This is a genomic window from Henriciella aquimarina, from assembly GCF_002088975.1.
Classification (GTDB): domain Bacteria; phylum Pseudomonadota; class Alphaproteobacteria; order Caulobacterales; family Hyphomonadaceae; genus Henriciella; species Henriciella aquimarina.
This window is the reverse complement of sequence record NZ_NCST01000062.1, coordinates 18,178-42,556: the sequence shown is the minus strand read 5'-3', so window position 1 is coordinate 42,556 and position 24,379 is coordinate 18,178. Positions and strand designations below refer to the sequence as shown.

The 24,379-nt window shown below is 63.9% G+C and carries 22 protein-coding genes; 7 read left to right on the top strand and 15 right to left on the bottom strand.

Annotated features, from left to right (window positions below):
• Positions 1–2: 2 nt before the first annotated feature.
• Positions 3–428: a hypothetical protein gene (locus B8784_RS09875; protein ID WP_084397802.1), complete on the bottom strand. Its 426-nt coding sequence runs from the start codon at positions 426–428 to the stop codon at positions 3–5.
• 231 nt (positions 429–659) lie between these two features.
• Positions 660–1,592: a S1 family serine peptidase gene (locus B8784_RS09870; protein ID WP_084397801.1), complete on the bottom strand. Its 933-nt coding sequence runs from the start codon at positions 1,590–1,592 to the stop codon at positions 660–662.
• A 187-nt stretch (positions 1,593–1,779) separates the two neighbouring features.
• On the opposite strand from B8784_RS09870, the gene B8784_RS09865 reads away from it, so the two are divergent.
• Genes B8784_RS09865 through B8784_RS09855 form a run of 3 tightly spaced genes read left to right on the top strand, consistent with a single transcriptional unit; the run spans position 1,780 to position 5,449 of the window.
• The gene (locus B8784_RS09865) at positions 1,780–3,843 is read left to right on the top strand and encodes an amidohydrolase family protein (RefSeq protein ID WP_084397800.1); all 2,064 of its coding nucleotides are present in this window, start codon (positions 1,780–1,782) and stop codon (positions 3,841–3,843) included.
• Entirely contained in the window at positions 3,843–4,964 is a 1,122-nt protein-coding gene (locus B8784_RS09860) for an FG-GAP repeat domain-containing protein (RefSeq protein WP_084397799.1), read from the top strand. Before B8784_RS09865 ends, B8784_RS09860 begins: the two co-directional genes overlap by 1 nt.
• Complete coding sequence (locus B8784_RS09855; protein ID WP_084397798.1) at positions 4,964–5,449, top strand: YaiI/YqxD family protein; 486 nt, start codon at positions 4,964–4,966, stop codon at positions 5,447–5,449. The genes B8784_RS09860 and B8784_RS09855 overlap by 1 nt, the downstream gene beginning before the upstream one ends.
• On the opposite strand, the gene B8784_RS09850 is transcribed toward B8784_RS09855, so the two are convergent.
• A complete protein-coding gene (locus B8784_RS09850; protein WP_084397797.1) occupies positions 5,446–6,597 on the bottom strand; it encodes an alpha-hydroxy acid oxidase in 1,152 nt (383 codons plus the stop codon). The genes B8784_RS09855 and B8784_RS09850 overlap by 4 nt on opposite strands.
• A 112-nt stretch (positions 6,598–6,709) precedes the next feature.
• On the opposite strand from B8784_RS09850, the gene B8784_RS09845 reads away from it, so the two are divergent.
• The 3 genes from B8784_RS09845 to B8784_RS09835 all read left to right on the top strand — a co-directional run bounded on the left by B8784_RS09845 (position 6,710) and on the right by B8784_RS09835 (position 7,883).
• The gene (locus B8784_RS09845) at positions 6,710–7,147 is read left to right on the top strand and encodes a VOC family protein (RefSeq protein WP_143435406.1); all 438 of its coding nucleotides are present in this window, start codon (positions 6,710–6,712) and stop codon (positions 7,145–7,147) included.
• 82 nt (positions 7,148–7,229) lie between these two features.
• On the top strand, positions 7,230–7,412 hold the full coding sequence (locus B8784_RS09840; protein WP_143435405.1) for a hypothetical protein: 183 nt from the start codon (positions 7,230–7,232) through the stop codon (positions 7,410–7,412).
• Positions 7,413–7,484: 72 nt separating this feature from the next.
• The gene (locus B8784_RS09835) at positions 7,485–7,883 is read left to right on the top strand and encodes a hypothetical protein (RefSeq protein ID WP_084397794.1); all 399 of its coding nucleotides are present in this window, start codon (positions 7,485–7,487) and stop codon (positions 7,881–7,883) included.
• A 3-nt stretch (positions 7,884–7,886) separates the two neighbouring features.
• On the opposite strand, the gene mutL is transcribed toward B8784_RS09835, so the two are convergent.
• The 12 genes from mutL to B8784_RS09775 form a co-directional block, all read right to left on the bottom strand.
• A complete protein-coding gene (gene mutL / locus B8784_RS09830) occupies positions 7,887–9,794 on the bottom strand; it encodes a DNA mismatch repair endonuclease MutL (RefSeq protein WP_084397793.1) in 1,908 nt (635 codons plus the stop codon).
• 95 nt (positions 9,795–9,889) lie between these two features.
• Complete coding sequence (locus tag B8784_RS09825) at positions 9,890–11,422, bottom strand: M16 family metallopeptidase (RefSeq protein ID WP_084397792.1); 1,533 nt, start codon at positions 11,420–11,422, stop codon at positions 9,890–9,892.
• Positions 11,419–12,792, bottom strand: coding sequence for a M16 family metallopeptidase (locus tag B8784_RS09820; protein ID WP_084397791.1), 1,374 nt, complete (start codon positions 12,790–12,792; stop codon positions 11,419–11,421). The genes B8784_RS09825 and B8784_RS09820 overlap by 4 nt, the downstream gene beginning before the upstream one ends.
• A 52-nt stretch (positions 12,793–12,844) precedes the next feature.
• A complete protein-coding gene (locus B8784_RS09815) occupies positions 12,845–13,312 on the bottom strand; it encodes a DUF3035 domain-containing protein (protein ID WP_084397790.1) in 468 nt (155 codons plus the stop codon).
• A gap of 28 nt (positions 13,313–13,340) precedes the next feature.
• Positions 13,341–13,898, bottom strand: a complete 558-nt coding sequence (lspA, locus tag B8784_RS09810; RefSeq protein WP_084397789.1) for a signal peptidase II — start codon at positions 13,896–13,898, stop codon at positions 13,341–13,343.
• Positions 13,898–16,885 (bottom strand): isoleucine--tRNA ligase, encoded by a 2,988-nt coding sequence (ileS, locus tag B8784_RS09805; protein WP_084397788.1) that lies wholly within the window; start codon positions 16,883–16,885, stop codon positions 13,898–13,900. The genes lspA and ileS overlap by 1 nt, the downstream gene beginning before the upstream one ends.
• Positions 16,886–17,104: 219 nt before the next feature.
• On the bottom strand, positions 17,105–17,578 hold the full coding sequence (locus B8784_RS09800; protein WP_084397787.1) for a YbjN domain-containing protein: 474 nt from the start codon (positions 17,576–17,578) through the stop codon (positions 17,105–17,107).
• A 62-nt stretch (positions 17,579–17,640) separates the two neighbouring features.
• Positions 17,641–18,579, bottom strand: a complete 939-nt coding sequence (gene ribF, locus B8784_RS09795; protein WP_084397786.1) for a riboflavin biosynthesis protein RibF — start codon at positions 18,577–18,579, stop codon at positions 17,641–17,643.
• Positions 18,579–19,010 carry a MaoC family dehydratase gene (locus B8784_RS09790; protein WP_084397785.1) on the bottom strand — a complete coding sequence of 144 codons (432 nt, stop codon included), beginning with the start codon at positions 19,008–19,010 and terminating at the stop codon, positions 18,579–18,581. Before B8784_RS09790 ends, ribF begins: the two co-directional genes overlap by 1 nt.
• A gap of 57 nt (positions 19,011–19,067) precedes the next feature.
• Positions 19,068–19,925: a TIGR01459 family HAD-type hydrolase gene (locus tag B8784_RS09785; RefSeq protein ID WP_084397784.1), complete on the bottom strand. Its 858-nt coding sequence runs from the start codon at positions 19,923–19,925 to the stop codon at positions 19,068–19,070.
• 47 nt (positions 19,926–19,972) lie between these two features.
• Complete coding sequence (locus tag B8784_RS09780) at positions 19,973–21,202, bottom strand: EAL domain-containing protein (protein ID WP_084397783.1); 1,230 nt, start codon at positions 21,200–21,202, stop codon at positions 19,973–19,975.
• Between the two features lie 303 nt (positions 21,203–21,505).
• Positions 21,506–22,306 carry a hypothetical protein gene (locus tag B8784_RS09775; protein WP_143435404.1) on the bottom strand — a complete coding sequence of 267 codons (801 nt, stop codon included), beginning with the start codon at positions 22,304–22,306 and terminating at the stop codon, positions 21,506–21,508.
• A gap of 372 nt (positions 22,307–22,678) precedes the next feature.
• Here B8784_RS09775 and B8784_RS09770 point away from each other — a divergent pair, with 372 nt between their 5' ends.
• A complete protein-coding gene (locus B8784_RS09770) occupies positions 22,679–24,346 on the top strand; it encodes a DUF262 domain-containing protein (RefSeq protein WP_158085644.1) in 1,668 nt (555 codons plus the stop codon).
• The last annotated feature ends 33 nt before the right edge of the window (positions 24,347–24,379 follow it).

Here is a 24,379-nt window from a genome sequence, read left to right as displayed (position 1 = left end):
GCTCACACCACCCCCCGGCGGTAATACCAGATCTTCGCGGCATACTCCCCGAGCTGGGCGACCATCATCGCGCCGAAGGCGATGTGGAAGAGCTTGTTGCCGTCATAATCGAACAGGTAGCCGCCAAGCCCCGTCAGCACGCCGACCCCGAGCAGCACCCCGCCGAACGAGCCGGCGCGGCTGGCAATGATGCGGTCGCGCTCATCCAGCGTGTCGTCGGCTTCCGACGGCTTCGTCACCGCCACAAGGATATGGGCGATGATGGAGAGAACGATGATGAGGACGATATAGCCGACCACCAGCGGCAGGAGCGGCGGCGCGACTTCTCCCAGCGCGGCCGAGGCGGCGGCGACAGTCCTGAAATACCAGGCCGCCGCGATCAGCAGCACCGCGCCCATCACCCAGGCGGACTTTTCGTGAAAAGACATTGTTTGTGGCCCCGTCATGTCAAAAATATCTGACACGACAGATAGTCAAAAATTTTTGACTGTCAATTATTTTTGACAAAGCCGCTCCCAAGCCCCAGTCGAGCGCCTTGCCACGGCTTGGCCGTGGCACCCAGCTCCTGCCGGTTGTCCAAGATCGCGCGGATGGAGTTGGCCCCCACGGTCAAGCCGTGGGGAGACTTCTCCTGAAATGTCGGGTCTTTGGGATCCGCCCTAACTCTCCGCCCCCAGCGGGCCGACGGTGTCCTCGATCCAGCCGGCATAGGCGCTGACGCGGGTATAGACGCCGGGGCTGTCGTCCCGTCCGCAGCCGAGCCCCCAGCTGACCAGGCCGACCTGTACCGGATCGTAGGCGGTATCGCGTGTGACCATCGGCCCGCCACTGTCGCCATAGCAGGCATCCGGCCCGCCGAGGCCGGCGCAGACCGTGCCCTCGCCCAGCTGGTAGTCGCCATAATCGGCCTCGATGCCGTGCAGCGCGATCATCTCGTCCAGCATGGCGCGGCAGGTTTCGGTGTCGACCACGGGGACGCTGGCCTGCTGCAGTCGCAGGCTCGGCGCATAGATGGCCCGCCCGCCGGCATTGAGCGCGCCGGTGATGTCATCGGTCTCGGCCATGTTGCCATAGCCGGCGACATCCAGATACGTATCGTCGACGAGTTCGGCCGGGGCCGGGCCGAGGCCCTCGACCGGCATCAGCGGGCCGTCATAACCCGGCTCGATCTTCAACAGCGCGATATCGCTGCCACGTTCATACGCGCCGGAGACATAGTCCGGGTGCACATGGACCTCGGTGACGGCGTAGGTGCTGGTATCCTCGTCTTCGGAAAGACTGGTCCGGTTGGCGGCCACGCGCAGCGGCCCGAGACGGTAGACCATGCCATCCTCGCCACGCTCGAACTGGGCAGCCTTGCCCGTGCCCTCGATGCGCGCCTGGTCGACACAGTGGGCCGCCGTCAGCAACCATTGCGGCGCGATCATCGTGCCGCCGCAGGTATGCAGCGTGTTGCGCCCCTGGATCACCTGCAGCGAAACAATGCCCGGCCAGTCTTCGGCATAGGCATCTTCGCCCTCCACGACACAGCCGGCCAGCAGCGAGGCCGCCGCTGCGCCCGCCATCAGGCCACGAACCATCCGGATATCCATCTTTCATTCCCCTCACCTGTGCGGTCCCGGCCACACCTTGCCGCAAAACCGCCCGGGAGGGAATTCTCCCTGCGGGTTTCGCAGCTCCCGCCCCTCGCTTTTGCCTGGGGCGGGTGCTTTGATACAGGTCAATTGATTACGAATCGGACGGTTGCGGCTCGCAGGCGTCAAACGGGAGGCTTCATCGATGAGACAGTTCCTGACCGCAGGCATCGGCCTGGTGGCCCTGACGGCCTACAGTGCGGCCACGGCCCAGCAAAGCGAGACCGGCGAGGCCACGGCGGCGAGCGAAACGACCTATACGATCATGGTCAGCGGCACGAAGATCGGCGACATGGTCGTCACCGAGGACGGCCCGGCCATCTCGGTCGACTATGAATACCGCAACAATGGCCGCGGACCGACCATGGATGAGTCCATCGTGCTGGGCGAGGATGGCTTCCCGCTCGCCTGGAGCGTGGCCGGCAACACCACGTTCGGCAATGCGGTCGATGAGACCTTTGCCATGGAAGACGGCGAAGCGAGCTGGACGGATTCGACCGGCACCGGCAGCGCCACGGTAAGCGAGCCGTCCATGTACATCACCCAGGCCGGCACGCCCTATGATCTCGTCATCTATGCCAGGGCCCTGCTCGCCGACGACGACCAAACGCTGCCCGCCCTGCCCGGCGGCTCGCTCACGCTGGAAGCGCTTGAGGACTTCCAGATTGCCGGCCCCGATGGGGACGAGGCCGCGACCTTCTATGCGCTGATCGGGCCGGAGCTGGACCCGACCTATTTCGTGCTCGATGCCGACAATGATTTCCTGGCGATGATTTCGCCGGAATTCCTCGTCGCACGCGAAGGCTATGAAGGCGAGGACAAGCGCCTGCGGAACATGGCGGTGCGCTATTCCACCGAGCGCTTCGAGCAGCTGCAGGCCGACACCGCGCATACGTTCGATGCGCCGGTGCGCATCACCAATGTGCGCATCTTCGAGCCGGACACGATGAGCCTGAGCGAGCCGTCTTCCGTGCTGGTCGAAGGCAACCGCATCATCGCTGTGGAGCCGAGCGACGCCACGCCGGGCGACGACGAATATGTCATCGACGGCAAGGGCGGCACGCTGGTGCCCGGCCTCTCCGACATGCACGGCCATATCAGCCAGGAGGATGCCCTGCTCAACATCGCCGCCGGCATCACTTTCGTGCGCGACATGGGCAATGACAATGAAGTGCTGAGCGAACTGATCTCGAAGATCGAGACGGGGACGCTGGCCGGGCCGCGGATCATCCGGTCGAGCTTCATCGAGGGCAAGAGCCCGTACAATTCCAATAACGGCATCATCGTCACCAATCAGGAAGAAGCCAATGAGGCCGTGCGCACCTCGTGCGAGGCGGGCCATTTCTTCCAGATCAAGATCTACAATTCGATGAAGGGCGAATGGGTGCCGGAAATGGTGGAGCTTGCGCATGCGTGCGGACTGCGGGTGGCCGGTCACGTGCCCGCCTTCTCGCGCGCCGACAAGATGATCGAGGCGGGCTATGACGAGCTGACCCACATCAACCAGATCATGCTGGGCTGGGTGCTCGATGCCGAGGAGGACACGCGTACCCTGCTGCGTCTGACCGCGCTGAAGCGCCTGCCGGACCTCGACCTCTCCTCCGAGCCGGTCCAGAAAACGCTCGACCTGATGGAAGCCAATGACGTCGCCGTCGATCCGACCTACGCCATCCACGAAGCGCTGCTACTGTCGCGCAATGGCGAATTCCGGCCCGGCGTCGCCGATTATATCGAGCACATGCCGGTCGGCGTGCAGCGCTCGGCCAAGCAGGCCTGGTCCAAGATCGAGACGCCGGAAGACGATGCCGCCTATGCCGGCGCCTTCGACCAGATCACCGAGGCGCTGCAGATGATGAAGGATCGCGGCATCTTCATCGTCTTCGGCACCGATATGGGCGGCTCGTTCAACCTCCACCGCGAACTGGAACTCTACCAGAATATCGGCTTCACGCCCGGCGAGATCCTGAAGCGCGCCACGCTGGAATCGGCCACCTATCTCGGCCATGGCGACGACTATGGCTCCATCGATGAAGGCAAGCTGGCGGACTTCTTCCTCGTGCCGGGCAATCCGGTCGAAGACCTGAAGGCCATCAAGACGATCCGCCTCGTCATGAAGGACGGCGTTGCCTACTTCCCGAGCGAGATCTATCCGGCCTTCGGGATCGAGCCGTTCACGGACGTTCCGGACATCCAAACCCCGGAGGAGTAATGCGACCAGCCCGCCCGCTTATTGCCGGCACGGCCGCCCTGGTTTCCGGCCTGGCGGCCTCGGCCGAACCGCCTGTCTATGAGGCCAACGCCTTCCTCCTGTTCGACCTCGAAGCGCGCCTCAGCGCCGGGGTCGATCTCGCGGATGCCGATGGCGACGGAGACCTCGACGTCTTTCTCGCCAATGGCCGCCACTGGGCCCAGCCGGATCTCGTCTATTTCAATATCGGCAATGGCCGCCTCGCCACCGCCCGCCCGCTCGGCACCGAGTATGGTCCGAGCTATATCGTGCGGGCCGGCGATGTGGATGGCGATGGCGACGTGGATGCCGTCGTCGTGCGCGACAGCGTGCCAGCCCAGGTCTTCCTGAACGATGGCGAGGCGACCTTTACGCTGGCCGGTGATATCCCCGAAAGCGACGGCCCGGCCCGCAATGCGCTGCTACGCGACCTGACAGGCAACGGCACGCCCGACCTCGTCACCGTCCAGCGCCGCGGCGGGGTGCGCCTGTTCGAGGGCAATGGCGATGGCAGCTTCGCCGCGCCGCTCGTCATGCCGGGCGAGCTGACAGGCTCAACCGGTGTGGCGGCCGCCGACTTCAACCGCGACGGGCGCACGGACCTTGTAATCGCCTGCCGTGATGGGGGCCAAAGCGTCATCCTGTTCAATATGGGTGAAGATGACTGGGTGGACGCCCCCATCTCGGGCAGCGCCGGCGACCACCGCCAGGCGGTGGCCGGCGACTTCAACCGGGATGGCCATGCCGATATCGTGCTCGGCTCCACAAGCGGGGTCTCCACCCTGCTGCTCGGGGATGGCGGCGGGAATTTCATGCCCGGCGTCTCCGTCGGCGAGGCCGGACGCACCGTGCTCTCGCTCGCGGCCGCAGACCTCGATGGCGACGGCGACCTCGATCTTGTCGAAGGCGCCGACGAGCAGAGCAACCGCATCTACATCAATGACGGCCGTGCCCGCTTCAGCGCCATCACCCTGCCGGACACGCGGGATAACACTTACAGCATCGCGCTCGGCGACATGAATGGCGACGGGCTGACCGATCTCGTCTTCGCCAATTCCAGTGCGGCCAATGTCGTCATGCTGGCCCAGCCCGCCGGCGAGTAATGACAGTCATGGGTGAGCTGCGGATCTATGTCGATGCCGACGCCTGCCCGGTGAAGGATGAGGTCTACAAGGTGGCCCTGCGCCACGGCCTGCCGGTCACCATCGTCGCCAACAGCTTCATGCGGGTGCCGCAGCACCGTCTGTTTACCCGCATCACCGTTGCCGAAGGCCCGGATGTGGCCGATGACTGGATTGCCGAACGGGCCGATACCGACACCGTCGTGATAACCGCCGACATCCTGCTCGCCCAGCGCTGCCTGGAGGCCGGGGCGCGCGTTCTCTCGCCCAAGGGCAAGGCGTTTACCGAAAACTCCATCGGCCAGCAGGTCGCCACACGCGCCATTATGGAAGACCTGCGCGCCACGGGCGAACAGACGAGTGGCCCGGCGGCGTTCAAATCCGCCGACCGCTCGAACTTCCTGTCGGCGCTTGAAGTGGAACTGCAGAGGCTGAAACGTGCCCGGCAGGCCCCGCCCAGCCGCTAGATTTTGGGCGCCCGCATCAGGTCCGGGTCGAGCTCGGAGATCTTCGTCGCCCCCATGAGCGCCATGGTGCGCAGGAATTCCTCTTCCAGAATGGTCAGCGCCCGGCTGACGCCCGCCTCCCCGCCGGCGCCCAGGCCGTAGAGCGCCGCCCGCCCGAGTGCCACACCGGTCGCGCCGGCCATCAGCAGCTTGGCAATATGGCTGCCCCGGCGCACGCCCCCGTCTGCGATGATGTCAGCGCGCCCGCGCACCGCCTCGACGATCTCGGGCAGCAAGTCGATTGTCGGCACGGACGTGTCGAGCTGACGGCCGCCATGATTGGAGACCCAGACCGCATCGGCGCCAATCTCGATGGCGCGCTTCGCATCTTCGGCGCGCGAAATGCCCTTGATCGCAAAGCCCGGCCCCCAGAACTCGCGCATCCACTCGACATCCGACCAGGTCACCGCGCGCGAGAATTGCCGGTTCACGAAGCCGATCACTCCGCCCTGATCGCCCTTCTCCTGGATATGGGTGAAGTTGGCCGGCGTAATCTTCGGGCTGCGGATAAGGTCCCACAGCCAGCCCGGACGAGCGAGCACCTGCGAGGCCACCTTCAGGTTCGGCGATGGCGGCACAGCAAAATGGTTGCGCGGATCGCGCTCGCGATTGCCGGCCACGGGCAGGTCGACCGTCAGGATGCAGCCGGTGAAGCCAGCCTCCTTCGCCCGTTCCAGAAAGCCCTTCACGATCTCCTTGTCGGTCCAGACATAGAGCTGCACCCACTTCGGCCCGGACGTCGCCTTCGCAATGTCCTCGACCGTCTGGGAGGCAAGCGTCGAGCAGGCATAGATGACCCCGGCCTTCTCGGCCGCCCGCGCCATGGCGAGTTCGCCGGCGGCCGGATGGAAGAGCCGCGTCGAGGCCGTCGGGGAGATGAAGAAGGGCCGGCCGGTCTCCTGCCCCATGATCGTGGTCGAGGTGTCGATCCCGGTCACGTCGCGCAGCGCCCGCCAGGTGAGTTCGTAATCATTGTAGCGGGTGACGGCGCGCGACAGCGTCACCTCGTCATCGGCCCCGCCATCGATATAGTCGAAGATCATGCGCGGCAGCTTGCGCTTCGCCATGCGGCGAAGGTCATCGATATTGATCGCCTGGTCGAGCTTCATGGCCTGGCCCCGCGCCTCCCGTATTTTCTCTTTCTCCCTGTTCGAATACCGGCTTGACTGACGAGCCGTCAATTTCCGTTCCCTCAGACTGTACATGCGAGGAGGACGCATCATGGACATTTCGGGCATGGCCCACCTGATCATCACGGCCGGCAACTTCAAAGCTTCGACGGATTTCTATCGCGAGCTCCTGCCGGCCATGGGGCTTCAGATCGTCGAGGACAGCGAGGAGATCCTCTACTGCGTCGGCGCACGCACGGCGCTCGGCATCCGCAAACCGGACCCGGCCCATGCCGGCGAGCGCGCCAACCAATGGCGGGTCGGCCTGCATCACTACTGTTTCCGGGCGAAGAACCGCGAGACGGTCGACCAGGCCCACAAGCTTGTCATGGCGCTTGGCGGAAAGATCATCCATGCGCCCGAAGAAGGCCCCTGGGCGCCGGGCTATTACTCCGTCCTGTTCGAGGATCCCGACGGGATACGCGGCGAGGTCAATCATGTGCCCGGCAAGGGCGTGCTCGCGGAGGGGGCCGAATTCCGCACGCACTGACCGATCGGCTATGCGGGACATCCCGTATTGCGACTGCGATGCAGGACGCGCACGCTATAGCCATCATGAAGGAGAGATGGCCATGGCGAAGCCCGGCGAGAAAGAAAAGAAGATCAAGACGGCGCCCGGAAAGGGCTGTGCCGATAGCGGCCCGATCCGCCCGGCGGGTCCGGACTGCATGAAAAGCCCGCCCGACAGCTGGGACGAGATCGATGAGGATTCCGACGAGTCCTTCCCGGCGAGCGACGCGCCCGGCAATTACTGAGCCTCGTCAGGGCTTGCATAAAGCCCCGCTCCGTGTCCCACTGGGCAGCACATTCAACTCAGGGGGACGACCATGAAACATGCTGCCTTTCTTTGCGCGGCCGCGCTGATGCTTACAGCCTGCGGAAATGAACCGGGCGAGCCGGTCACCGACGAGGCCGGCGATGCGGGCGAGATGTCCACTGAAGCCGGCACCGACGAGATCAACAAGGTCGACGAGACCGAGCAGATCGCCGGCGGCGCCTGCAGCTATGAGGTGGCGATGGTGGAGGCCCATGTCGTCGCCATCGATGGCGACACCGTCGAGATGAACGATAGCGATGCCAGCATCTTCTATATGAGCGTCGATGACTTCGAGACGATGCCGGAAGCCGGCGAAGACTTTACCATCAAGCGCGAAATGATCACCGAAGGCACGTGCACGCCGGAAATCTACACCGTTGTCGACGGCGATGTCGGCGGCGTGGAATAGACGCTAGCGCCGCCCGAACAGCTTTTCGATGTCGGCGAGCTTCAGTTCGACATAGGTCGGGCGGCCATGATTGCACTGGCCTGAATAGGGCGTCGCTTCCATCTGGCGCAGAAGCGCATTCATCTCGTCGGCATTGAGCCGGCGCCCCGCGCGCACCGCCCCGCCGCGGCAGGCCATGTTACCCATGACATCCTCGAAGCGCTCCTTCAGGGCGAGACCTTCTTCATATTCGGCGAAATCGTCGGCCAGATCCTTGATGAGGCCGGCGGCATCCATATTGCCAAACAGCGCGGGCGTCGCGCGCACACAAACCGCCCCGGCCCCGAACGCCTCGATCTCGAGCCCCATTTCGGCAAGCTCCCCGGCGCGCTCGAGCACGCGGGTGGCTTCGTCTTCGGCCAGCTCAACCACTTCCGGGATGAGCAGCGCCTGGCGCTTGACGCCATCGGCAGCCATCTGCGCCTTCATCTGCTCATAGACGAGACGTTCATGCGCGGCGTGCTGGTCGACAATGACGATGCCGTCCTTCGTCTGAGTGACGACATAGGTCTCGTGCAGCTGCGCGCGGGCGACGCCGAGCGGAAAGTCGTGACTGTCAGGGGCCGGCTCGGCCTCGATCCGGACAGACGGGGCATCGTAACGCTCCCCCGTTTCAGCCATTCCCGGCGCGGGCGGGGCCGGCTGCCAGTCGGCCGGTTGCGGCTGCGGACGCGGCGGCGGCGCGCTGCCATAGGAGTCGCGAAACAGGCTCGAGCGGTCCCAGACCGAGGGCTGCGGCAGCGGCGCATCCTTCTGCGGCGCGGCCTCTTCGCCCTGCATCTTGCCGAGCGCATAGCCCGCAACCGTCGTGCTGGCGCGATGCCCGGCCGCTGCCAGCGTGTGGCGCAGTGAACCGATGATCAGCCCCCGGACATTCCCGGCATCGCGAAACCGCACTTCGGTCTTGGCCGGGTGCACGTTCACATCGACCAGTTCCGGATCGCAATCGACGAACAGCGCCGCCATGGGGTGGCGGTCTCGCGCGAGGAAATCCTGATAGGCCGCGCGGATCACACCCGTCAGCATACGGTCTTTCACCGGGCGCCCGTTCACGAACAGGAACTGGTATTGCGCATTGCCGCGATTGAGCGTCGGCAGGCCGGCAAAGCCCGACAGCGTCACGCCATCGCGTTCGGCCTCGATCGACAGCGCGTTCTCGCGAAACTCCCGGCCCATGATCGCGCCAAGGCGTTCCAGATGCCCTTCGGGCGTTGGCGTGTGCGCGGCATAGCGAAAGCTCGTGCGGCCATTGCTCTCCAGCGAGAGGCTCACCCCGGCATTCGCCATGGCAAGCCGCTTCAGCGCGTCGGTGACGGCCATGCTTTCGGCGCGTTCGGACTTCATGAATTTGAGCCGCGCCGGTGTGGCGTGGAAGAGGTCGCGCACCTCGATGCGCGTGCCGGTCTCACCCCTGCCCGTCCATGCGGCGGGTTTCGGGCCTTCCACACGGCCAGCTTCGACGAAGACCTCTGAGGCATCCTCGCCCTCGGCGCGCGAGGTGAGGCTCATGCGCGAGACGCTGGCGATGGACGGCAGTGCCTCACCGCGAAAGCCCATGGTGTGGATGTTCAGGAGATCGATCCGCCCATCCTCGCCGGGCGAAAGCTTGGAGGTGGCGTGGCGCTCCAGCGCCATGACCATGTCGTCGGCGCTCATGCCGCAGCCATCATCCTCAACGATAATGCGTTTCAGCCCGCCTTCCTCGATCGAAACCGAGATGGATGTCGCACCGGCGTCGAGCGCATTCTCGACCAATTCCTTCACCGCCGCAGCCGGGCGTTCGACGACTTCGCCGGCCGCAATCCGATTGACCGCATCGGGCGGAAGCTGGCGGATCACGGGCCGCGCGGAGAGACGTGCAGAATCAGGCATGAAAGGTGATTATATCAGGCTTTGCCATTGCCTCACAAAGACAAAGGGCGGCTCCCGACAGAACCGCCCCTTTCTTCTGGTATCCGTGTCAGGACCTAGCCGTGCCCCGGGTCCGGCATGGCCCTTGTCTCTTCCTCGTCATGCTCTTCCATGTCGGCGGCATCATCGAGCGAGACCTCGTCCTCATCGGCGGCCGGCAATTCGGAAACGGCCTCAAGACCTTCCGGCTGGCCGACCACGATATAGGTGAAGTTCTCCGGCTTGAGATATTCGGCGGCGATCCGGTTCACATCTTCCAGCGTAACCGCCTCGACCATGGCATTGCGCCGGTCGAAATAGTCGATGCCGAGCTCTTCCTGACGAACGCCCATCAAGTTGGAGGCGATCTTGGAGTTGCTGTCGAAGGAGAGCGGATAAGAGCCTGTCAGATAAGCCTTTGCGTCGGAAAGCTCGGCTTCGGTGATGCCGTTCTCGACAATGTCGGTCATCTCCGCCTCGAGCCCTTCTATGAAGGCGCCGGCGCTCTCATTCTTGGTCTGGCCGCCGCCGGACCAGAGATTGAGGTGGTCGCCCGTCTGCAGGCCGGTATAGACGCCATAGGTCAGCCCCTTCTCGACACGCAGATCCTTCATAAGGCGGCTTTCGAAGCCGCCGCCACCAAAGGTGTAGTTCAGCACATAGGCGGGGAAGAAGTCGTCATCGTCGCGCGCGATGCCCGGCGCAGTGAAGGTGACGAGGCTCTGCGGCTGCGGCAGGTCCACCACGGCCGGATTGGGCAGCGGGGCGTTCAGGTCGACATCCTCGATGGGCGCAATGTCGGAGCTTTCCGGCAGGCCGGCAAAAGCGGCATCGAGCAGCGGCGCAAGCTCTTCCGGCGACATGGCGCCAACGGCGGTGACGAGCAGCCCATCCTTGACCATGATCTCGTCCTTGCGCTCAAGCGCAAGCGCCGGGGTCAGCGCCGTGAGGCTCTCCTCGCTCGTCTCACGAGAGAAGGGATGGTTCGGCATCAGGGCCTGGTTCGCGGCACGGCCGGCGAGATAGCTTGCATTGGTCTCGCGCGTCTTCAGGCCGATCAGCGCCTCGCGGCGGAACCGCTCGAACGGGCCTTCGTCGAAACGCGGCTCGTTGAGCGCCAGGGCGACAAGATCCATCGCCTCGCCGGCATTGTCGGTCAGCATGTTGGCCGAGCAATAGGTCGTCTCGTTGCCAGCCCCGCAGGAGAAGCCCATGTTCAGCTCTTCCATGCGCGTGGCGAAAGCCAGCGAATCGAGCTCGCCGGCGCCTTCATTCATCTGGTAAACCATCGCATCGGTCAGCCCTTCCAGGCCGTCCGGATCGGTGGCTTCGCCGGTTTCCCAGGCCATGCGCAACGCCATGATCGGGATGGAAGGCTCCTCGACCAGCCAGACGGAAACACCGCCCGGGGTCGTGAATTCCTGGATCGTGGCGAAATCGCCTTCGTGAACCGTGATCTCGAGGCCGGCCGGCTCGGCCGGGTCTGCGGCGTCGGTGACGGCTGGCTGGCTTTCATCGAACGAGGCCTGTTGCGTGTCTGCCGTCTGGCAGGCGGCAAGCAGCAGCGCGGAGGCCGCCGCGCCGAACAGCGGTGTCGTTATACGTTTCATCCTTCGCTCTCCTCCTCGTCCGAGGCCGGCAGCAGATGGCCTTCGATATAATTCTGGTCTGCCCCGAGCACCTTGCGCAGCGCGGCAATGGCATCGTCCTTGGTGACGCTGCGGATATCGTCGGGATAGCTCATCACATCGTCGACGGTGCCACCGACGGCGAGCGTCGAGCCATAGAGCTGGGCCATGCTGGCCTGGCTGTCGCGCTGATAGATGGCACTGGCGGCCAGCGAATTGCGCGAGCGCTCGACTTCGGCGTCGGTAAAGCCGTTCTCCAGAACATCGTTCACGACGGCCATATAGGCTGTTTCCAGCTCGTCCAGGCTGACGCCCTGCGAAGGCGAAGCCGAGAGCACCGCCGGGGCGGTGTCGTGCAGCGAGAGCCAGGCGCCGGCCGAGGCATCGACGGCGATCTTCTGGTCTTCCACCAGCGCCTGGTAAAGACGGCTGGTGCGCCCGCCGCCCAGCACGTCCATCGCGACGTCGAGCGCATAGGCGAAATCGCGGTCCTGACTGTAGGAGGTGGCGAGATACCAGCGCTGCCATTCCGGCTGGCGGACCTTCGGATCGCTATGGGTGATGGTCTGGGTCTCGGCCAGCGGCTGGACAGTTTCCCAGCCGCGTTCGGGCCGCTCGATCTGTGGATCCTCGATCGTGCCATAGGTCTCTTCGGCCAGCGTGCGGACCTGTTCAGGCGTCACGTCGCCGGCCACCACGAGGATGGCTTCCGAGGGGGTGTACCAGGTGTTGTAGAAGTCGAGGCCGTCTTCCGGCGTCAGCGCGGCAACCTCGTCCATCTTGCCGATCACGGTGATATGGTAGGGATGGTCCTGATAGAGCGCGCCCATCACCTGCTCCTGCAGGATCACGCCGGGATTGTTGTCGATCCGCTGTCGGCGCTCTTCCTTGACGACATCACGCTCTGAAATGAACGGGCCTTCCGGATCGTCATTGATGATGAGATCCGTCATCCGCTCGGCTTCCAGCTCCATCATGCGCTTCAGCTGCTCCTTGGCGACGCGCTCATAATAGGCGGTGTAGTCCCAGGAGGTGAAGGCGTTGAGCTGGCCGCCATTGCGCTGGACGATGGAGGTGAACTCTTCCGGGCCAATATCGTCGGTTTCCTTGAACATGACATGTTCGAAGAGGTGCGCGATGCCGGACTTGCCCGGCTCTTCATCGACCGCGCCGACCTTGTACCAGACCATGTGCGTCACCACCGGTGCGCGATGATCCGGCAGGACGACCACGTCCATGCCATTGTCGAGCTCGAATGTTGTCGGATGCCATCCGGCCTCCGCCGTGTCTGCCATGGCGGAGCCGGCCGAAATGGCGATCGCTGCCAGCCCCCCCGCAAGAAATGTCTTCATAGTTTCTCTCCGGTCTGGGCGCTCTCTTCAGAGCTCGATGATGGCAGCGGGCTTACGTGCCCGGCAGCTTGATCCTGTCGCCGCTACCGCGGGCGATGGTGACCTGCTCATTGCCGGTCGCATTGTCCTCGACCTCGCCCTGCGAATTGAGGATCGCATCGGCATCGTCACGCGTCTTGCGGATGGTGCCCGCCTCTTCATAGTCGACCATGGAGCGGATCATCGGATTGACGGCATTGGCGCCAGCCGCCGAAACAAGCGCACGCTCGACCGCGCTGGCATTCTCGCCGATGCTGGACCCGAAAGCGGCCGCGACAGGCGCGCGGGTCGGATCGGCTTCGGCCGGAACAGAGGTGCCGGCCGCCGGCGGGCGCAGGCTGTATTCAGGCGGCACCGACAGCGGCGCCTTGGTCACGACGCGGAACTCATCCGGCCCGGACGGGCCGCCGCCACCAAAGAGGCAGCCGCCAGTTGCAAGGAGCGCCCCCATAGCCGCCAGTGTCAGAAAGGATTGTCTCATCGGCGTCCTCACTCGAAATCTCTATCGCTCAGGCCCTTGTCGCATCTTCGGACCCGGAACGCGACATTAAAAACTGATCGAGAAACAGCAAGACCGCGCCGACAGTTATTGACGCATCTGCAATGTTGAACACCCACGGAAAACCGACCGGCCAGCCCGCGATATACGCGCCGAACCAGGGCCCGGAAAAGTCCAGGAAATCGACCACGGCGCCGAACCGCACCCGGTCGATCAGATTGCCGAGCGCGCCGCCAATCACCAGCGCCAGCGACAGCGCCGTCAGCCAGCGCTCGGCCCGCCAGAGCCAGTAAACAAAGGCCGCCGCAATGCCCCCGGTCGCCAGGACGAGCACCCAGCGCATCAGGCCGTCGGATTGCAGCGTGCCAAAGCTGATGCCCCGGTTCCAGAGCATGGAGAGGTCGAACACCGAGGAAATCTCGATGGAGCCGCAGGCAATCGTGATGTCGAGACAGTCCCGGGCATTGAAGGCCGGCGTCGCCAGGATCCAGAGCTTGGTCAGCTGGTCGGCAATGATCACGCCTGCGATCATTGCCAGCCAGGCATACCGGTTCCCCGGCCCCGCCATCAGGCCGCGCCCCGCATTTCACGCACAGCGGCTGCATCACGCGGGGTGATGTCCGGGAAGTCGGGATCGGCGGCCGCCGGATCGAAATACTTCCAGCTGCGGGCGCACTTCACGCCATCCGCCTTGGCCGGGACGACCGCCACGCCGGGCGTATCCTCCAGCCGGTAGGCGTCTGCCGGGCCCTCGCCCTGGATGAGCGTTGCACCGGAGGTGATGAAGAGGTCGGCGGGGCTTTCGCCCTCGAACGCGTCGATCAATGCCTTGTCCTCGATATAAACCTCCGGGGCCGCTTCCAGAGAGGCGCCGATCCGCTTTTCGCGGCGTTCGACTTCCAGCGCACCGGTGACGACGCGGCGAACCTTGAAGATCTTCTCCCAGCGCGCGGCGTGCTCAGCGTCGAGCCAGCTTTCCGGCGTTTCGGGGAAGGTCAGCAAATGCACGCTGTCGGCCTTGCCGGCGACATGGCTCATCAGGAAGGCTTCTTCCGTGGTGAACGGCATGATCGGAGCGAGCCAGGTGACCAGCCGCTCAAGGATAAGCCCCATCACCGTGCGCGCCGACTTGCGGCGGATGTCGGAGGGCGCATCGCAATAGAGGCTGTCCTTGCGGATGTCGAAATAGATCGCCGACAGGTCCACCCCGCAGAAGTTCAGCATGGCGGCCATGACGCGCTTGTAGTCAAAATTCGCGTAAGCCTTGCGGACCAGCGCGTCGCTCTCGGCCAGGCGGTGCAGCACCCAGCGTTCGAGGCCCGGCATGTCCTTCGCGTCGACGGTTTCGTCCTCGGAATAGCCATCGAGCGCGCCGAGCAGGTAGCGCAGCGTGTTGCGCAGGCGTCGATAGCTCTCGGCATTCGTCTTCAGGATATCGTCGGAGATGCGCAGGTCTTCGGTAAAATCCGAACTCGCCGTCCAGAGGCGCAGGATCTCGATGCCGAACTGGTTGGCGACCTGTTCGGGCTCGACCGTATTGCCGAGCGACTTCGACATCTTCTTGCCCTCGGAATCGACGATGAAGCCGTGGGTGACGACGTTCTTGTAAGGCGCCATGCCGCGCGTCGCGCAGCATTCCAGCAGCGAGGACTGGAACCAGCCGCGGTGCTGGTCGGAGCCTTCGAGATAGACGTCCGCCTGCCCCGTCGCCTCGTCGATGACGCCGCGGTCGCGCAGGGTGAAGGCGTGCGTCGTGCCGCTGTCGAACCAGACGTCGAGCACATCGGTGACCTTTTCCCAGCCCGCCGGATCGGCGATGCCGTCGAGAAATTTGGCGGCGTCGGCCGAGAACCAGGCTTCCACGCCTTCGGCAGCGATGGCGTCGAGGATGCGTTTGTTGACCTCGTTGGCCTTGTCCTCGTCCAGCGCATAGGTATGAGGCTGGCCGTCCGGGCTGACGAGCAGCGTGATCGGCACGCCCCAATTGCGCTGGCGCGAGATAAGCCAGTCGGGCCGGTCCTCAACCATGCTCGTGATGCGGTTGCGGCCCGAGGCCGGCACGAAGCCAGTCTCCTTCAGCGCGTCCAGCGCCAGATCCCGCAGCGGGCGCGAGCCATTGGCGCCCGGCTTGTCCATAGCGATGAACCATTGCGGGGTGGCCCGGCGGATGACCGGTGCCTTGGAGCGCCAGGAGTGGGCATCGCGGATCATGGTCACGCCGCGCGAGAGCAGGTTGCCCGCTTCGGTCAGCAGGCGCATCACTTCCGGGTTCGCCTTGCCCTGCTCGCCGCGCTTCTTGCCGGAGGTGCGGATGACGTCGAGGCCCTGCAGGGCGTCTGGCAGGTCCGGATGTTCATAGACACCGTCTTCATTGACGATGTCGCGGATGTCGGAGGCGGTGCGGCCCGAGGCGATCCAGACGAGGAAGTCATCCTCACCGTGGGCCGGCGCGGTATGCACAAAGCCTGTCCCGGCATCGTCGGTGACGTGGTCGCCCGCGAGCATGGGGATGTCGTGCTTGTAGAAGTCCGACAGGCTGGCCAGCGGGTGGCTAAGCGTCCAGCCCTCCGGATTTACGTCGCTAACGCGCTTGAAGCCGGACACCTTGGCGCTCTCCATGACGCTGTCTGCGAGCGCATCGGCGAGGACATATCTGTCCCCCGGCTTGGCGAAGGGCGCGAAGCCAAGCTCCTCCTCGCTCATCACGCTTTCGACCTCATAGAGGCCATAGGAGATGGACGGGTTGAAGCTGACGGCCTGATTGGCCGGGATCGTCCAGGGCGTGGTCGTCCAGATAACCACGGATGCTCCGGCTAGGGACTCGATTTTTTCTCTGTCTTTCTGCGTACGCCAATATTGGGCGTTCATATCAATCGGAAACTTCACCCAGATCACCGGCACCTTGCGGTCGTGATATTCGACTTCGGCTTCCGCCAGCGCAGTCCGCTCCACCGGGGACCACATGATCGGCTTGGAGCCACGCACGAGCCGGCCGGACATGGCGACGCGGAGGAATTCGCGCACGGTCGCGGCTTCGGACTCGTAATTCATCGTCAGGTAGGGATGGTCCCAATCGCCCTCGACGCCGCAGCGGCGGAAGCCGGCCTTCTGGACCTCGATCCACTTCTCCGCATAGGCGCGGCAGGCGCGGCGGAACTCGTCGCCCGGCACATCGTCCTTGGTGCGGCCCTTGGCGCGGAACTCCTCTTCCACCTTCCATTCGATCGGCAGGCCGTGACAGTCCCAGCCGGGGATGTAGGAGGCGTCATAGCCGAGCATCTGATGGCCGCGCACGACAAGGTCCTTCAGGATCTTGTTCATCGCGGTGCCGAGGTGGATCGGGCCGTTTGCGTAGGGCGGGCCGTCATGCAGGATGAAGGGCTTGGCGCCACGCGCCTTCGCCTCTTCGCGCATACGGTCATAGAGCCGCATCTCGTCCCAGCGCTCAATCCATTTCGGCTCGGCCTTGGGCAGGCCGCCGCGCATGGGGAACTCGGTCTTCGGCAGGAACAGCGTGTCGCGGTAGTCGGTCGCTGTCTTGGTCTCTTCGCTCATAATGTAATCAGTCTCGAATCAGCAGTGTCTGTCTTGGCGCATGGGAATATCCCGGCTTCAGCGTGACGCCCCTGTTCGAGGACACATCATCGCCAAGCCGGGCGGCTAATTCGAATCACGAAAGATCTGGCCCGTTTCATCATGGCCGCAGGCTCTAGCAGAGCGCTCCGCCTCTGTCATCTGCTGCACGGCAAGCCCGCGCAGTCGGGCCCCGCCGGCCTATGACCTGAACCGGTCGATGACGTTCTGGACGATCACATCGAAGGTGCTGAGCTCGAAGACGATATTGTCCCGCGTCACCCCGCGATTGAGGATGATATAGCGCTCAACCGACAGGCCGGAGTCGTCATACCAGAGCTTCAGCGGCGGCACGTCCCGATTGATCTGGTTGACCTTTTCCGACGTGACCTGATCGTCGGCAGCGAAACGGGCGATCAGCTTGATACCCCGGCAGGAACCGGCTTCGCAGGCATTGCCGACGAGATAGTAAAGCATGCCGCCCTCGGTCTGTGCCTGAACGGTCGGGGCCTCCGGGTCCTCGCCTCTCTGCGTGACCGTGTGGCCCTCGGCCTCGGCAAAGCTTGCGAGATCGGACTGGGTCACTTCCGTGACCACGTCGCCCGCCTGGGCCATCGCCGGACATGCAAACCCAGAAACCGCCAGGGCGGCTGCGGCAAAGACAACAGATTTCATGATCGTCCCCTCAGTCTGTTTCGCGAGATACTCTGGCGGGCGCGGCCCGGTTTGTCACCCTTTTACGGGGCCGGATCCTGGTCCCTCGCCAGCAGGGTTTTCGCCTCGGCCGTGTCGGCCTTCATCTGCTCGATCATCTCCTCAAGCGAGGGGAAGTGCAGTTCAGGCCGCAGAAAATGGTGCAGCGCGACCTCGACATAGTGGCCGTAAATGTCGCGGTCGAAGTCGAAGATGAATGTCTCCAGCAGCGGGTCGCGTACCCCTGTCGTCGGCGTGCGGCCGAAATTGGCGACCCCGGGCAGCCACTCGCCCTGCCGGTCGATCCGCAAGCGCACGGCATAGACACCGTGGCGGGGATGGATCAGGGGTCCGAGGTGAATATTGGCTGTCGGAAAGTTGATGGTGCGCCCGCGCGCCTCGCCATGCTCGACATGGCCGTCGGCAATCCAGGGATGGCCCAGCATGGCGGCGGCCCGCTGCGGATCACCGGCAATCAGCGCCTCGCGGATCGCTGTGGAAGAGACCTTGGCCGCACCATCGGCGTCCACCTTGTCGACAATACTGACCTCGAAGCCGAAAGCCCGCCCGAGCGAGGAGAGCCGGGCCGCATCGCCCATACGCCCGCGCCCGAAGCGGAAGTCGAAGCCGACGGCGACATGTTTCACACCCAGCCCTTCGGCCAGGACCTTGCGGCAGAAATCCTCATCCGTCATCGACGCCATGTCGGCGGTAAAGGGCAGTTCGAAAACGGTTTCTGCGCCCAGCGCAATCAGCTGCGCGTTGCGCCGCGCCGGACGGTAAAGACGGAAAGGCGGATCGTTCGGGCGGAAATAGGCGCGCGGCGGCGGCTCGAAAGTCGCCACACCCAGCGGCGCGCCATCGATCCGCGCGGCATCGATGACGGCGCGGTGGCCCATATGCAGCCCGTCGAAGTTTCCCAGCGCCACGGAGTAGCCATGGGCGCTTTTCGGCAGGTTTCGGTAATCGGCGTGGACCGTCATCAGGCCTCCCGCGGTGGCACCATGACCTTGGCCTCACCGCCCACGACAACTTTGTCGGCAACCGAACAGGTTATCTTCAGCGTCACCCGGTTGCCGCGCTCATACATCTCGGTGACTTCGGCGCGCGCAATGACTTCGTCGCCAATGAAGACGGGCCGGCGGAAACGCATTTCGAGGTGGGTGAAGATCGCGCCGGGGCCAGGCAGGTTGTTGCCCAGAATGCCGGAAATATAGCTTGCCGTGAGAGCGCCATGAGCGATGCGCTGACCGAACGGTGTCTTCTTGGCGTATTCTTCATCCATATGGATCGGGTTGTAGTCCCCCGATACTTTCGCGAAGAGGTTGATGTCCTCCTCGGTGATCGTATGGCGTGTCTCGTGCGCCATGCCGATGCTCAGATCCTCGAATTTGTAACCTTCATTCGCGCTCATCAACCGTCTCTCCGAAATACAAAAACCCGTGTCTGTTACAATGACAGCACCGCCACGTCACCACCTCAAGGCGGCCATGGCATAGCGGGCCCCGGTTTCATACTCTTCAAGCAACGCCCCGACCTCGGCCTCGAAGTCGTCGCCATGATCGGCCAGGCCGGTCCCGACATAGAGCGCATCCAGGCCCTGCCGGGCGGCGCCGCGCATGTCGGTCCCCGGACTGTCGCCGATACAAAGCACGGCTTCGGACGGCTTGCCGCGCGCCGCTGCGGCGCGTTTCAGGGCAAGCTCGTAAATCACCGGATGCGGCTTGCCGGGATAGATGACGGTGCCGCCCTCTTCCTCATAAATGGCCGCCAGCGCGCCGGCGCACCAGACAAGCTGGTCGCCCACGCGCACCTTGATGTCGGGATTGGCGCAGATCATCGGCAGGCCGCGCTCAACGCCCGTTTTCAGGAGACCGCGATAGTCTTCCGGATCGTCATTCGCCTGGTCTTCCAGTCCGACGCAGAGCAGCGTGTCGGCAGCTTCCGGCTCGACGAAGTTCAGGCCGAGCCCCTGATAGAGAAACTGGTCGCGCTCCCAGCCGGCATCGACACCGAGGCGCCAGATCTTCTCATGCGTACGCCGCGAGAGCTCTTCGCGCGTGGCGTCACCTGAGGAGACGCAATCGTCGTAGCAGTCATCCGATACGCCCATCGGCTCGAAATAGGAGATGACCTGCGCCTTCGGGACCGGCGCATTGGTGATCAGCACGACCGTGCCGCCCTGCTCGCGGAACTTCGTCAGTGCCCCGCAGGCCGGGGCAAAGGCGCGGCGGCCATTATGGATCACGCCCCAGACATCGCAGAGGATGGTGTCGTAACGCTCGGCGATCTCGGCGAGGCCGTCAGGATGCTCGGGTCTTGTCGTCATGGCCGCTCAGTAGTGAGGCGCTCTCAGGCGGTCAAATCCCGGACGCATCAGCCAAAGGCACTCAGCTTGGCGATGAACTCGGCCGGCGGGGCGGTTTCCTCCATGAGGGAGGACTTGATCGGCTTCGGCGCACCGAAGACATGGCCCTGGCCGAAGGGGATGTCGTATTCGAGGATCTCGACGACGCTAACTTCCTCTTCCAGCTTCTCGGCGATCAGCGTGACGCCGAAGCGCGAATAGACCGCCGACACCTCTTCACCATCGATGCGGCGATGGACGTTGGAGACCGGGCGCGGCCCGGACGGGTCGCGCAGCTGATCAATCAGCTGACCGCCATTCATCTTGACGAAACGCACGCCGGCATCCTGCAGGCGCGGCAAGTCGACGGCGATATCATGGGCATGGTCGATCGAGAAGCGGAAGCCGAGCGCGGTCAGCTGCTCCATGCTGCTACGCAGCTCCTTCGAGCGATTCTCGAACCGGTCAGCCGGGATCTCGAAGATCAGCGCCCCGGCAAGGTCGCGATTCTCGCGCATGAAGTTCAGGAAGTGCGGGAAGAAATGTGGATCGGTCAGCGAATTTGCCGAGATGTTGCAGAACACCCCGACCCGGCGGTCGCGCTCGGCCAAGCGGCGCACGATCTGTACGCAGCGGAAGAGCAGCATGTTGTCGATGAGGCCCATCAGATTCGCCCGGCGGGCGGCATCGAGGAATTCGGCCGGCAGGATCAGCGAGCCGTCCGGGCGACGCAGGCGCGTAAAGCCTTCATAGAAAGCCACCCGGCGCTGTGGCAGCGAGACGATGGGCTGCAGGTGCAGGTCGACGCGGCCATCCTGAAGCGCTGCCTTCACCGTGCGCAGCACCGCATCTTCCTGCGGACGCATGTCGCTGACGGTGTCCGGCTCCGACAGCTTCGTCTCGAAGCTCTTGGACAGCCGGTCGATCAGCCCTTCGAGCTGGCGCATCTCGCTGACCAGCGCATCGCGGCGTTCGGTCAGTTCGTGCTTCACGGTGGATTCGACACTGTCGGTGCGCGCCTCGACCATATCCATGCGCTCACGCGTGGCGGCCTGGCTGCGCTCCAGCCCCTGGATACGGTCCTGGGTCTCAGCCGAGCGGGTGACATGAGAGATGAGGAGATGGATCTGTCCGAGAAAGGCCGTCGCCACGGTGCCGAGCGCGGCTGAAACCGCAATCGACAGGCCGGCATAGGCAAAAAGCCCGAAACCGAGCGCCGCGCCAAGGGCAATATAGAAGATGAACAGGATACCAATCATTAAACCAACAGCCCCATCACTCGTTTAACCTTAACAGATAGTCGCCAAGAGTTAACGAATTCGTAGCAATAGGCCTGATTTGGGGTCGATGCCAATGTTGTAATCAGAAGCGTCCACAGCGTGTCGCGGATGACACACTTTCAGATCCGGTGCGCAGGAATGGCACTAGCCGTTTGACTCCGGCGCAAAGGCGGATAGACATAGCGCAAGACCCGTCGCCTGGAAGTCCGCGGCCTACTTGGCCGGACGGGGGCGTCTCGGGGGAGACCGGGGTCCTGTCACCGACAGGACCCCGTTGCTTTATCAGGCATCCGATTTGAAGATGAAAACGCGCTCGTGAAGCGGCCAGGCCGTTGACGCATCAGCGTTTTCACACACGACCGCCTGGCGGTTTTCCGGGCTGACCTCATAGTCACCGGGCCCCACCTCTGCGCCCTTGCACGGGGTCAGCAGCACTTCATGCCAGACTTCGTCGAGATCGCGGTAACCGACTCTGTACGATACGTTCGACGTGCCGCCCTCGGCCGCCTGAACCTTCAGGTCGCCGCTATCGAACACCAGGGCATCGGACTCGATGGTCGTGGCGTGCGAGAGGAGCGCGGCATCGAATCCGCCGGCCGGGGCGCCCTCCTCTACAAAGCTCAGCGCGTCCGGCTGCTCGTAAGCGAGGTTCAGCCCCTCGACCAGCGCCTCGATACCCTGTGGCCCCGAAACCGGCAGCGCCTCCGGACGTCCTGCGCGCCAGCCGCGATTGCGCACCTCATCGAGCCCTTCGACATCGCGCGGATGAAGCGAAAAGAGGAAAGCTGCGTCCAGCGCGGCCAGGTCCTCGGCCTCCAGCGCCGCTGAGATCCCGGCGGGGGCGCCGAACAGAAGCCGTTTGCCGCCCGCCATGACGAGGGCACAGGGGTCGCTGACCATGTCGCCGCAAGGCAGCAGGACGAAATCGGCGGGCGCGATAACCGGCGCCGGCTCGGGCGCCTCCTCCGGCACAGGGGCAGCCTCTTGCGGGCCGCCGCAAGCGCTTGCCAGCACACTCCCGGCAAGCAGGAGCCCGCCCCAGCCGGTCATTGCCCTGCCCTGTCCGCATCGTCTCCGGCTCATCGCTCACCTCTCTGGCTATGGTCCCCGATGCTCACGGGCGGTCCCGACAAAAAAGGCCCCTCGAAGGGCCTGCAGGCACATGTGCGTGATAATGCAAGCGCCTGTCTTCTGCAGTGTGTGATTTTTTTAAAGGCTGCTCGCCTGGCCGCGCTGCCCGGATGACAGGCTCGCATCGTGAAAATCTGCTCATATTCCAACAGGACCCCACTCTTTTGACGGTCATTCCCGACATTCGGACACGTCATGATTGCGTTGCCCCACTGTCACAGGTCACTGAATTTGTCCGAATAAAGAGTGTATTCGGGACTTCAGGACGGCTACTCAGTGGCTTGATGTCTATTCAGCCCAGTGGGGAAATCAATGGATTCAGGAATGTTGAAGCCAGACTCCGGCATAAGAGCGCGAGAATGCCTCCTGTCGGACATCCTGACGCCCGGCAGTCAGTTGAGGATGCCCTCCTATCAGCGCAGCTATTCCTGGGAAGAAAACGAGGTCCGCGAGCTTCTGGATGACCTCCTGAATGCGACGGAGAACGTCCGGTTTCACTTCATTGGCGCAGTCGTACTCGTCCAGATGCAAGACAATACGTTCCAGGTGGTCGACGGCCAGCAGCGCCTGACCACGCTGAGCATGATCCTCGCCACGCTGCGCGACCTGGAAGAGGACCCTGCCGTCAGGGCCGATATCCAGAGCCTCATCGGGGACCCGGAACGCACCCTGCTGGGGGAAGGCGCGGTCTGGCGGCTGACGCTGAACGATGTCGACAACCCCTTCTTCCGCGAGGCTGTGCAGGTCGATGGCGCCACCCGGCGGGCCGATATCGAGACCACCGAGGATTCCAATCATGAGGGCATGCAGAAGAATTTGAAATTCCTCGATGCCGAGCTAGGCCGCATGAGTCTCAACACGCGGCGCAGCCTGTTCACCGCGATCCGCGACCGCATCGTCCTGGTGCGTGTCATCGTGCCGGACTGGGATGGCGGCTATGAGGTGTTCCGCGTGCTCAATACGCGCGGCAAGGCCCCCAACAGCCACGACATCATCAAGACCGAAATCCTGCAGCAGGCGAATTTCACCCAGGGCGAAGCCAGCCAGTATGCGCGCGACTGGCTCGATCACGAGGCGAAGCTCGGCGGCGGCGGCCTCGACGAGCTCCTGAACATCATCCGCCACCTCTACAACCGTAACGCCAAGGGCAAGACGGCGAACATCTTCTCGAAGGTCGTGCTGTCGAAGACCGACCCGAAAGTGTTCATCGACCAGGAATTGCCACGCTATGTCGATGCGTTCCGCGTCGTGCTGAAGGGTGATTCCGAATCCGGTGAACTCAGCGAGCTGATCCGGGCGCCGCTTAACCATCTCAGGCTGCTCGACCACCAGCAATGGCGTGCCCCGGCCGTCGGCTTTCTCTACAAGTATCCCGACAATCCGGAGACGACGCTGCGCTTTTTCAAGCTGCTCGAGCGCTTCGCCTATGCGATGATGCTGGACCACACGACGGCAAACTCCCGCCAGAAGCGCTACAACAAGCTCACCAAACTCATCCTCGAAGGCAAGCCGCTCTTCGAGAAGAACAGCCCGCTCTATTTCTCCCGCGACGATCAGAAGAAGATCCGCGACCGGATGACCGGGCGCTATGCCACTTTCGGTCAGCGCCGGGCCATCGCGCTCAGAACCAATGCGGCGCTGGAAAACGGGGAAGTGATCACGCTGAACGACGATGCCACGGTGGAGCACGTCCTGCCCCGCTCCGTGCCGGAAGGCTCGCACTGGCTGGTGACCTGGCCGCGCTTCCAGACCCGCCGTGAGCTGTGCGAAACGCTCGGCAATTTCGTCATCGTGCCCCAGCATGTGAACCGCCGGGCTGACCGGCTCGACTTCCGGGAAAAGAAGAAGATCTATTTCGAGGAGGGCGTGCGCGTCTTCGCGCTGACCGAGGATCTTCGCCATCGCAACACATGGACACCCGAAGATGTGCGCGCGCGCACCGAGCAGCTGGTCGAGATCCTGTTCAATGCCTGGTTCGTCGACCTCGAATAGAGGGCGGCGAAACAGGGCTGGCCGGGCCATTCC

What these genes read in the sequence shown, in the direction of transcription:
- B8784_RS09875 (WP_084397802.1), bottom strand. Translation starts at nt 428, where the DNA reads ATGTCTTTTCACGAAAAGTCCGCCTGGGTGATGGGCGCGGTGCTGCTG.
- B8784_RS09870 (WP_084397801.1), bottom strand. Translation starts at nt 1,592, where the DNA reads ATGGATATCCGGATGGTTCGTGGCCTGATGGCGGGCGCAGCGGCGGCC.
- B8784_RS09865 (WP_084397800.1), top strand. Translation starts at nt 1,780, where the DNA reads ATGAGACAGTTCCTGACCGCAGGCATCGGCCTGGTGGCCCTGACGGCC.
- B8784_RS09860 (WP_084397799.1), top strand. Translation starts at nt 3,843, where the DNA reads ATGCGACCAGCCCGCCCGCTTATTGCCGGCACGGCCGCCCTGGTTTCC.
- B8784_RS09855 (WP_084397798.1), top strand. Translation starts at nt 4,964, where the DNA reads ATGACAGTCATGGGTGAGCTGCGGATCTATGTCGATGCCGACGCCTGC.
- B8784_RS09850 (WP_084397797.1), bottom strand. Translation starts at nt 6,597, where the DNA reads ATGAAGCTCGACCAGGCGATCAATATCGATGACCTTCGCCGCATGGCG.
- B8784_RS09845 (WP_143435406.1), top strand. Translation starts at nt 6,710, where the DNA reads ATGGACATTTCGGGCATGGCCCACCTGATCATCACGGCCGGCAACTTC.
- B8784_RS09840 (WP_143435405.1), top strand. Translation starts at nt 7,230, where the DNA reads ATGGCGAAGCCCGGCGAGAAAGAAAAGAAGATCAAGACGGCGCCCGGA.
- B8784_RS09835 (WP_084397794.1), top strand. Translation starts at nt 7,485, where the DNA reads ATGAAACATGCTGCCTTTCTTTGCGCGGCCGCGCTGATGCTTACAGCC.
- mutL (WP_084397793.1), bottom strand. Translation starts at nt 9,794, where the DNA reads ATGCCTGATTCTGCACGTCTCTCCGCGCGGCCCGTGATCCGCCAGCTT.
- B8784_RS09825 (WP_084397792.1), bottom strand. Translation starts at nt 11,422, where the DNA reads ATGAAACGTATAACGACACCGCTGTTCGGCGCGGCGGCCTCCGCGCTG.
- B8784_RS09820 (WP_084397791.1), bottom strand. Translation starts at nt 12,792, where the DNA reads ATGAAGACATTTCTTGCGGGGGGGCTGGCAGCGATCGCCATTTCGGCC.
- B8784_RS09815 (WP_084397790.1), bottom strand. Translation starts at nt 13,312, where the DNA reads ATGAGACAATCCTTTCTGACACTGGCGGCTATGGGGGCGCTCCTTGCA.
- lspA (WP_084397789.1), bottom strand. Translation starts at nt 13,898, where the DNA reads ATGGCGGGGCCGGGGAACCGGTATGCCTGGCTGGCAATGATCGCAGGC.
- ileS (WP_084397788.1), bottom strand. Translation starts at nt 16,885, where the DNA reads ATGAGCGAAGAGACCAAGACAGCGACCGACTACCGCGACACGCTGTTC.
- B8784_RS09800 (WP_084397787.1), bottom strand. Translation starts at nt 17,578, where the DNA reads ATGAAATCTGTTGTCTTTGCCGCAGCCGCCCTGGCGGTTTCTGGGTTT.
- ribF (WP_084397786.1), bottom strand. Translation starts at nt 18,579, where the DNA reads ATGACGGTCCACGCCGATTACCGAAACCTGCCGAAAAGCGCCCATGGC.
- B8784_RS09790 (WP_084397785.1), bottom strand. Translation starts at nt 19,010, where the DNA reads ATGAGCGCGAATGAAGGTTACAAATTCGAGGATCTGAGCATCGGCATG.
- B8784_RS09785 (WP_084397784.1), bottom strand. Translation starts at nt 19,925, where the DNA reads ATGACGACAAGACCCGAGCATCCTGACGGCCTCGCCGAGATCGCCGAG.
- B8784_RS09780 (WP_084397783.1), bottom strand. Translation starts at nt 21,202, where the DNA reads ATGATTGGTATCCTGTTCATCTTCTATATTGCCCTTGGCGCGGCGCTC.
- B8784_RS09775 (WP_143435404.1), bottom strand. Translation starts at nt 22,306, where the DNA reads ATGAGCCGGAGACGATGCGGACAGGGCAGGGCAATGACCGGCTGGGGC.
- B8784_RS09770 (WP_158085644.1), top strand. Translation starts at nt 22,679, where the DNA reads ATGTTGAAGCCAGACTCCGGCATAAGAGCGCGAGAATGCCTCCTGTCG.